Source organism: Chryseobacterium capnotolerans, from assembly GCF_021278965.1.
In the GTDB taxonomy this organism is placed as follows: Bacteria; Bacteroidota; Bacteroidia; order Flavobacteriales; family Weeksellaceae; genus Chryseobacterium; species Chryseobacterium capnotolerans.
In genome coordinates, this window is the sequence record NZ_CP065589.1 from 4,859,574 (window position 1) to 4,868,119 (window position 8,546).

The window sequence follows — 8,546 nt, forward strand, 5'->3', positions numbered from 1 at the left end:
CAAAATTCAAGGAAAAATAAGGAGAGCTTATGCTTTTTCTACAAATCTTTCTTCTCTTTTTTCATCAGTTCCTGAATTTTTTTTTTCTTCCCAATTGTGCAGATAACCGCTTTTTGACAAGAAAACAGTTGCGGCATGAGCTAATAGTCCGATGCCCCAGAATGTGAGTGTAAAGAAGTTTTTAAATTCAAAATAGCTCTCTCCAGGTTTTAGATGAGAATAATTGTAAAAGACAATCATCACATTAATGGCGATATACACAAATAAATGCGCATAAAAGCCTCTCAACTTCTCAACATATCTTTTTGCTTTCTGATATTGAATATCATTTTCATCAAATCTTTCCATCGTTATTATTTTTTTGATTGTTCATAATTTCACGAATTTTCTTTTCCTGCCAGGATTCCCCCACTCCAAATACCTGAAAGGCATGAGTAGCCAGCCCAATTCCCCATCCAAACACCGGAAACCAGAACCAGTGAAATGAACTTTTGGTGAAAAGGTTAATAAAGATCAAAAAAGGAATTACAATACAGTAAGAAATCAGATTCATATAGAAATCTTTGATCTCTTTCATCCTTTTCTGGGCTTTCTTATAAGCTTTAAGATCATCATCCGGTTTTTCACTGACAATATTAGGCTTATTAATAAGCATCGGAAGTTTTACTTTAAAATAATCGTCAGATTTTTCAATGAATACATTCCTTTTTGTAAGCAGCGAATACCGCTGTACAATATTTGCCAATCCGATCCCTGAGCTTTCTTTAATCTGCTCTCTTACCTGTAAATTGTTCTCAATGCAAAGGATATCATTTTCTGAAAAAATTCTGATGACCAAAGGCTTTGATGATGTAGCAAAATTGTGTTTGATACAGTTTTCCAACAGAAGCTGCAGCGACAAAGGCACAACATACTTCCGGTAGTCTTCCTGCTTCACATCAAAAATAAAATCAACACTGTCTTCGAATCTTGTTTTTAAAAGATCGCAATAGGTTTTGGCAAATTCTATTTCATCTTCCACTGTCACCAGCTCTTTATCTTTCTGTTCAAGTACATATCGGTAAATCTTTGACATTGAGGCTGTAAACTTCTGTGCCTGATTAGGGTTTTCATCAATTAATGAGCTTAAAACATTTAAAGAATTAAAAAGAAAATGAGGATCCAGCTGGTTTTTTAAACTTTCAAATTGTGCATTGGCTGATTTTGCAATAAGCTTTTGCTCCACCACTTCTTTCCTGGAAGTTTTCTTCAGTTCCTGCATAAAATTCTTTGCATGAAGAAAAGCAGAAACAAGCAGGGCAATATTGATGGTAAACCAGTTGGCGAAGTTGTATTTCCCAGAAAAGTACTCTTCTGTAGTAGCCGCGTTCTGAATCAATACAAAATTGATATAATTACAAAAGTAGACTAATATAATATTGACAATAATAACGGAGATAATACTGATCACTGCTCTTTTGGATGTTTCTTCAGACCAGGGAAACTTTTTGTTGAGAAAGCTGTTCAGCAATCCGTTTCCACCTCCTAATACAAAAGTGTATAGCAGAGAAATAAATATAGTCAATACAAAGTTTTCCAGGTTCTTCTCTCCTGTAAAGGCAAAAAGAAAAACATAGAGACTATGAATGAGATCCAAAACATGGTTATAATTTCCTTACGCTTCATGACGGGTTTTCTTGATTCAAAAATAGTTTTTATTAAAGGTATCAAAAATTATTTCTTACCGAAGGGTTAGTTTTAATTACTGAATGGTATAGGGATATAAGATTGAATGAAACTTCCTTTAGCGGGCTAATATAAAATTAACAATTCAACATTAAAACAATACATTTTAAAAACTATTCATTAAAAAACAAACATTTTAATGAAAATAATTTTGCCAATTACAATATTTATCCTAATTTAGGGAAATAACAAACAGCGTTATCCGAAAAGCTTAAAGAGTAGGAACTATCAAAAAACAAACTAAAATGAAAAAACAAATTAAGTTCAAAGCGTTAAAAAAACTGACAAGAGACGAGCAAAAGAGAGTTGGAGGTGGTTTACTTCCAAAAGACCCGTTTGAGGATGATGGATGTGGCTGGAATATGTGCAGAAATCAGTTTGGAAGATGCTCCGTTTTTGCATGCTAACCCCGAACGATTACCCCTAATTTTAGTTTAAAAGACTGAAATTTGTGTGAATAAGCTTAGTTTTTATATAAAAAAGGAAAAGTACCACGATGATGGTACTTTTCCTTTTTAGATTAAATGTTAGTTCTTGTTGTAAGGATGATGAATGATCCCTGAATGACAAAACTTATTTTTTTGCTTTTGAGATCAATTCAATGAGATTATTTTTTACTTTCTGCCGGTAAATTTATAAAATACTCAGCTTCTCCTCTACCCCAGTTTGGGTCTAAAGCTGTTTTAGGTTTATAAGCATTAAATTTTGCGAGTGCATCTTTAAACATTTCTATTCCTTTGCTTTTACTTCCTCCGTATTGCTCAGGGGTAAAATAAACGTCTTCCGCTTTAATGAGAGCAATTCTAGGATTGGCAGGGTCTAATTTTTCTGCTCTGCTCAATTCTTCGGAAGCTCTTGCGCCGTCTGTCATAAAACGTTGCTGCGGGTTGACCATCATTCTAAGTGAATATGCCATTTTTTTCAACAACCGGATCTCAGCATTATCAGCTCCTGCAAGGCTCTGAGCTGTTCCCAAATATTTTTCTGCCTGTTCAGCAACCCCATCCAGATCCTGCGTATTTCCATTTCTCATCATCACCCTTCCTTTTTGAATCTGGGACAATGCTGCGTAATATGGAGGAAGCCATTGTGTACTTTCTTTACTTCCTATTCTCTCGGAAATCATTAGATAAGTTCTGAAAATCTTCCGGGGTCTTGCAGGATTCTATTTTGGCAATTTTTTCAGTCATTATTTTTTCGTAATCAGCTTGAGCAAAAGCCGTTAAACTCACCAAAGCTAAAGCAAAGCTTAAAAGGTATTTTTTCATGATATTAAATATTAAAAGTTAGTATGTTTGTTTACCCTAAGGTATGTTTTTATAAATTATTATTGATGGCATCATCTGTTCTATCTACTCCGAAACTTATAAATGCTCCAATGAACACAAAGGTATTGACTGGCGGAACGATTGCAGAACTTCTGGATCCGTCTGTAGAGAAATTATAGCCGTATACATTCTTTGATCCTAAAATATTACTGATACTCAATACGAACACCGGAAAGGCTTTTGCATCTTTTTTACCTATATTCGGAAGATAATTAATGCTGAAATTCAAAGCATTATAATCTTTTAATCTTCCTTCATTTCTGGTATAATTAATTGCGTTCCCATTCTCAAATGTTGAGGCAATATCATAATAAGGACGTCCTTTGGCGTAGGTATACGATAAGTTTACCCCAAGCTTCCATTCCGGGATAAATCTTTTTGCCACTGCAGAAAGGGTGTGTTCTGCTGCAAAACCTGGCTGCAGGCTTACCGGATAATTAAGAAAGTCTCTTTTGGAATCCAGGTATGAGTAGCTGATCCAATAATCAATATTTTCAAATGTTTTTTTATTGTCTCTCCAGAAAAACTCTATCCCTTTTGCATATCCATATCCACTGTTGTTTAAAGCAGTCTGGATCTGCTGATTTTGCTCTTTATCCTGATTACCATTAAATGTTTTAATCAGCTGGTCATATTTTTTATAAAATGCCTCAAAGCGCAGTGTTCTACCTTCCGAAGCTCTCTGAACCTGAAAAATATAATGCTGAGACTTCTGGAAACCAAGATCTGCAGGCCCATTGATATATTTACTTTCCGGATTCTGATAAAAAAGACCATAAGCAAAGGAAGTCGTCCAGTCTTTTGCCAGACGGTAAGCAATGGCAAAACGTGGGGCAATATTATTCTTTCCTAAAAAAGAAGAGTGCTCTGCTCTTACTCCTATTTTTGCTGACAGTGCATTACTGAACCCCAGATCTGTTTCAAGAAAGGCAGAAGAAATCAAATCTTTATAATGTTTCTGTACTGCTTCAAAGTTCAGGTTTTCATCTGTATTATTCAACTCAAATCCTCCTCTAAGAGCGCTGATTCTATTGATTTTTCTTTCAAGAACTGCTTTGAAATTCAAATAATTTCCGTTTGTAAGAAGCTGGCTTCTGTTGGATTCAACATCATTGGTTTCTGTAGAGAAATGAAGATCTGATGTATTGTAAGAGTAAGAACCTCCTACATTCAAAAGATATTTTCCAAATTTCTGTTTAAAAGAGAGATTATGAAAAGTATTTTTACCGTTAAGCTTTACCAGGCTGAAATCATATCCGGGTTCAAGACTTTCTGATCTTACTCCCATTTTATTGGAGTTGAACATCCCATAATATTTGAAAAAACCTCCTGATTTTGTTTTAAATCTGAAATTCAGATCTCCGTTAAGTCCCTGCGGTGCTTCAACAAAATCTGTATTAAAATTAAAAACTTTCTGCATCAGGCTTAAAATAGAATATCCTGCTGTAGCTCCGTAGGAATAGTTTTTATTATCTCCAAGCTTCTGAAACCCAGCACTCAGAAAAATAGGTGAAACGCCTAAACTGTAAGAACTCTGATCCGGCAGATCCACACTTTCTAACATCAAGACTCCTGAAAGAGCCTGCCCGTACAATGCAGAATATCCGCCGCTTGAAAATATATTTCCTTTGAAAAGTGAGGTATTGAACTGGTCTCTTCCTGCAATTCCCGGAACAGAATTAGAAAAATAATTATTAATAAGACTTCCATCCATAAAAATTTTAGACTCTGTTCCTGTACCACCTCTGATAAAAAGGCCTTCAGTTCCGCCCACCTTCTGTACTCCGGGAAGATAGGTTAAAGCTGAAGAAATCTGCCCGTCAGCTCCTGCTGTGGTGTAAATATCTATAGGAGAAAGCAATGCTGTTGCTCTTTTCTTATCACTTGCTTCAATAGACCCCGCAGAAACTACTACTGCATCAATCTCGCTGATCTGCTCTTTAAGGTCAACATTCAAAGAAACATTCTGATTTTCAATTGAAACTATTCTTTCTATATCTTCATATTTCGGATGGGTAAATGTTATTGTATGCTCTCCTTTTTCTGAAGTTTCAAAAGAAAAATTACCCTGGGCATCTGTAGTCGTCCCGTCATAGGTATCTTTCAGCGTGACATTTACTTCACTTACTCCTTTATTTTTAAAGGAAACTTTTCCTGAGATCTTCACCTGCGAATATCCCATTATGGAAGCAATCAATGCTATCAGAAAAAATATTTTATGTCCTTGTGTTTTCATGATTATTAATTTCTGAATCAAAAGTAATATGAAAATGTCCTCTTGTAAAAAAATTATTACTGAAAGGCATTCTTTTGTTACTGAATGGTAAAAAGAGCGAGAAGCTGGAAGGAAGGAGGCTGGAAGTTACTTTTAGTTATAGCCACTGATGTTCACTTTCAAATCAATTGCCTTTGAAAGGCAGATGCTTATTCATTATGACCTTCACGACTTCCTTCTTCTATCTCCCTGCTTCCAGCTTTGAGCTTTCTGCCTAAAATTAATTACTGAATCGGGATACAGAAATCCACGATCATTTTTCCTTCCGGATGTTCTTTAAAGTTGGAATGATAAATCTCAAACGGGAAGGTTCTTCTTGTAGAATAGTGATGTTCGTTCATCCATAAAAACAATGAGACCCAGCATTGCTCAAAATCGTTAAGCGTAACTTCACCGCTTCCTACGATAAATTTCCCTGGTTCTATCGTTTCTGAAAAAACTTCCCCTGCTGGGTCTTCCAGCTTTTCATCCAATACCATACAGGCATGAATCCTGACTTTATCCGGAGGTGTTACTTTAAAACTGTCATGATACACAGAGATCATTTTTACATTTTCACGGGGAAACAGATGTTTCTTTTTCGCCCAGTCTATGAGCACATTATAAGAGGGTTCTACCCCAGCAATACCAAGGCTCATTACTGCCGCCAGATTCATTTTCGGCATTTCTTTTACTTCAATTTTTAAATTCATTGTTGTCCAATTTAATAGGTTTTCAATAGTGCAAATGTATTGGCTGAAAACTGTATCAACTTGTCCGTTCTTGCTTTGGGTTTGTAAAATCTTGTGAAATGCTTCTGGGGCTGCTCTGCGAAATTCGGAAGGGGGTAATCCGTAATATTTTTTAAAGGTTTTGCTGAAAACAGAGTGATTTGAAAATCCAAGGTCAAGATAGATTTCTTTAATTTCCACATCCTTCTTTACTGCCAGGAAAAAAGCACTTTTTTCTATTTTTTTTCTGATAATATAATTCTGGAGGGTTTCTCCTGTAATCAGTTTGAATATTCTGTGAAAATGGAAAGGCGAATAGGCACTGATCTCTGCCAGTTTTTCCAGAGAGAGATCAGCGTCAAGGTTCGTTTCTATATATTGTAAGGTTTTTACAATCCGTTTTTTGTATTCTTCCAAAATAAAGGTGTAGAATCACAAAGGTATTGATCCTAAGCGTACTTCTGTTGTCTTATATTGCTATTTTCAGGCCTTCTCATTTTTTAGGGCTGCATATACAAACACACTCCCTATCACGCCCAAAACAGAAGCCAGAACAAACGGAGCCCCACTGAAGATGAAAGGAGCATATCCTGATGTAAAATAAGCAAATATATTGGTCATCAATAAAGGCCCAAAAACAGCGGTAATGCTTCCAATACTGGATAAACCTCCCTGTAATAATCCCTGTTTGTTATCAGGAACTTTTGATGATATCAGACTTTGAAGTATAGGAGTCGCCATTCCTCCCAATGCATAGGGAATCATAACCACAAAAGCCATCCATGACTGATTGATGAGACTAAACAAAAACAAACTGACACAGTAAATAAGTAGGCAAATCATTATTGATTTCTTCTGTCCCAGTTTATTAATAAATAATCCAATGAGCAATCCCTGAGATATTACCATTAAAATGCCAAAAAAACCTAATGAATACCCGATCATATCTGCCTTCCAATTAAATTTTTCCATTCCATATACATTCCATGTACTCTGCATGGCATGTCCTGCCAAAGCAATAAATACAAATGCAAAGATCAGAGATGGTGCCAGTATTTCTTTTTTAATACTTCTCATTGCTCCTATAGGATTGGCTGTTTTCCAGGAGAATGGTCTTCGGTTGCTCTTTTTCAATGATTCAGGTAAAACAAAAACGCCATACATAAAATTGATAATACTCAATCCTGCTGCAGCATAGAAAGGAATCCTTTCCCCATATTGTCCCAATACACCTCCAATTACAGGACCAATAATTAAGCCCAGCCCCGCAACAGCACTTATCATTCCAAAATTCTGACTCTTTTTTTTCAGGAGTACTGACGTCTGCTACATATGCAGTTGCTGTAGTTATACTGGAGCCCATAACTCCAGCAATTATTCTTCCTACAAAAAGCCAAATGAGATTGGGAGCCATCGCAAGAATGATATAATCTATTCCAAGTCCCAGCAGAGACCATAGCAACAAGGGACGACGGCCATATCGATCGCTAAGGCTTCCCAGAATAGGAGCAAATATAAACTGTATGAAAGCATATATGGATATAAACCACCCTATATATTGTGTTGTTGCACTTAAATCTCCTTTAGATAATTTTAAAATGAGTGTAGGTAATACGGGAGCAACAATCCCTATTCCGATGATATCAATCAGAATAGTAATGTAAATAAAAACTAATGCGTAATTTTTTTCTTTAGCCATGACATTTCGTTCGTTAGTAGTGAATAGAGCTATTTAGCCGTTGTTGCACTCATTAGATTCTTGATCACCTGTGACAGATAATTGAAATTCTGATTGATGAAGAAATGATTTCCATTCACAATCTGACATTCACATGCTGCTTCTGTATAATTGGCCCAATTTCTTATATTCAGTGCATATTTTTCACTTTTACCCATTACCGCATAGATTGGAGTCTGTATTTTTATATCAGGGGTCTGGTTATTTTTATTTTCCAAAAGTCCGAAATCTCCTCTCAATAAAGGTTCAAAGAAATCTAATAATTCTTCATACTGCATTACCTCATCAGAAATTCCTCCTAGTTTTCTTACTTCAGCAAAGAATTCTGTTTTGGGAAGGTCTGCAATAGGCGGAGTATCTTTTATTCCTGGTCCCGGATATCCTGTCGCTACAAAATGTACGGGGGCATCGTCCTCTTTTTCCATTGCATGGCAAATTTCAAATCCTAATATGGCTCCCATGCTGTGACCGTAGATCAAGTAAGGAACGTCTTTCTGTCGGGTACGTTTTATTTGATCCAATATGTCTGAGACGGCTTCTTTTTTATCTTTTAAAGGAGGTTCTGACATTCGGTTTCCTCTTCCCGGGAGCTCCGGTGTTTCTATCTGAAATTGCGATCGTAATTCTTCTATTAAAGGGCGAAAGGAATTTCCGTCTCCGCCTGCATAGTGTAATAAAAATATCTGTGGTTTTGATGATGTGGTTCTGTTCATAGGTTTTTTTTCGTTTTTACAGGAAAACATGGGAGACAGCAATCTCCCATGTCTTTT

At 36.1% G+C, this 8,546-nt stretch carries 10 protein-coding genes; 1 reads left to right on the forward strand and 9 read right to left on the reverse strand.

The window, feature by feature from the left end:
- Positions 1–27: 27 nt before the first annotated feature.
- Both H5J24_RS23315 and H5J24_RS23320 read right to left on the reverse strand, forming a co-directional pair.
- On the reverse strand, positions 28–348 hold the full coding sequence (locus tag H5J24_RS23315; RefSeq protein ID WP_232815906.1) for a 2TM domain-containing protein: 321 nt from the start codon (positions 346–348) through the stop codon (positions 28–30).
- Positions 335–1,636: a 2TM domain-containing protein gene (locus H5J24_RS23320; RefSeq protein WP_232815907.1), complete on the reverse strand. Its 1,302-nt coding sequence runs from the start codon at positions 1,634–1,636 to the stop codon at positions 335–337. The genes H5J24_RS23315 and H5J24_RS23320 overlap by 14 nt, the downstream gene beginning before the upstream one ends.
- Positions 1,637–1,970: 334 nt before the next feature.
- Here H5J24_RS23320 and H5J24_RS23325 point away from each other — a divergent pair, with 334 nt between their 5' ends.
- On the forward strand, positions 1,971–2,132 hold the full coding sequence (locus H5J24_RS23325; RefSeq protein WP_167386963.1) for a hypothetical protein: 162 nt from the start codon (positions 1,971–1,973) through the stop codon (positions 2,130–2,132).
- Between the two features lie 200 nt (positions 2,133–2,332).
- Here the strand turns inward: H5J24_RS23325 and H5J24_RS23330 are convergent, their stop codons facing one another.
- The 7 genes from H5J24_RS23330 to H5J24_RS23355 all read right to left on the reverse strand — a co-directional run bounded on the left by H5J24_RS23330 (position 2,333) and on the right by H5J24_RS23355 (position 8,489).
- Positions 2,333–2,851, reverse strand: a complete 519-nt coding sequence (locus tag H5J24_RS23330) for a hypothetical protein (RefSeq protein WP_232815908.1) — start codon at positions 2,849–2,851, stop codon at positions 2,333–2,335.
- Entirely contained in the window at positions 2,826–2,993 is a 168-nt protein-coding gene (locus H5J24_RS23335; protein ID WP_232815909.1) for a hypothetical protein, read from the reverse strand. Before H5J24_RS23335 ends, H5J24_RS23330 begins: the two co-directional genes overlap by 26 nt.
- A gap of 49 nt (positions 2,994–3,042) precedes the next feature.
- Entirely contained in the window at positions 3,043–5,289 is a 2,247-nt protein-coding gene (locus tag H5J24_RS23340) for a TonB-dependent receptor (protein ID WP_068941145.1), read from the reverse strand.
- 263 nt (positions 5,290–5,552) lie between these two features.
- Positions 5,553–6,455: an AraC family transcriptional regulator gene (locus tag H5J24_RS23345; RefSeq protein ID WP_082811054.1), complete on the reverse strand. Its 903-nt coding sequence runs from the start codon at positions 6,453–6,455 to the stop codon at positions 5,553–5,555.
- Positions 6,456–6,521: 66 nt separating this feature from the next.
- Positions 6,522–7,292 (reverse strand): MFS transporter, encoded by a 771-nt coding sequence (locus tag H5J24_RS26050; RefSeq protein WP_346730009.1) that lies wholly within the window; start codon positions 7,290–7,292, stop codon positions 6,522–6,524.
- On the reverse strand, positions 7,177–7,737 hold the full coding sequence (locus H5J24_RS26055) for an MFS transporter (RefSeq protein WP_346729934.1): 561 nt from the start codon (positions 7,735–7,737) through the stop codon (positions 7,177–7,179). The genes H5J24_RS26050 and H5J24_RS26055 overlap by 116 nt, the downstream gene beginning before the upstream one ends.
- 29 nt (positions 7,738–7,766) lie before the next feature.
- Entirely contained in the window at positions 7,767–8,489 is a 723-nt protein-coding gene (locus tag H5J24_RS23355; RefSeq protein ID WP_068941493.1) for a thioesterase II family protein, read from the reverse strand.
- Between the last annotated feature and the right edge of the window lie 57 nt (positions 8,490–8,546).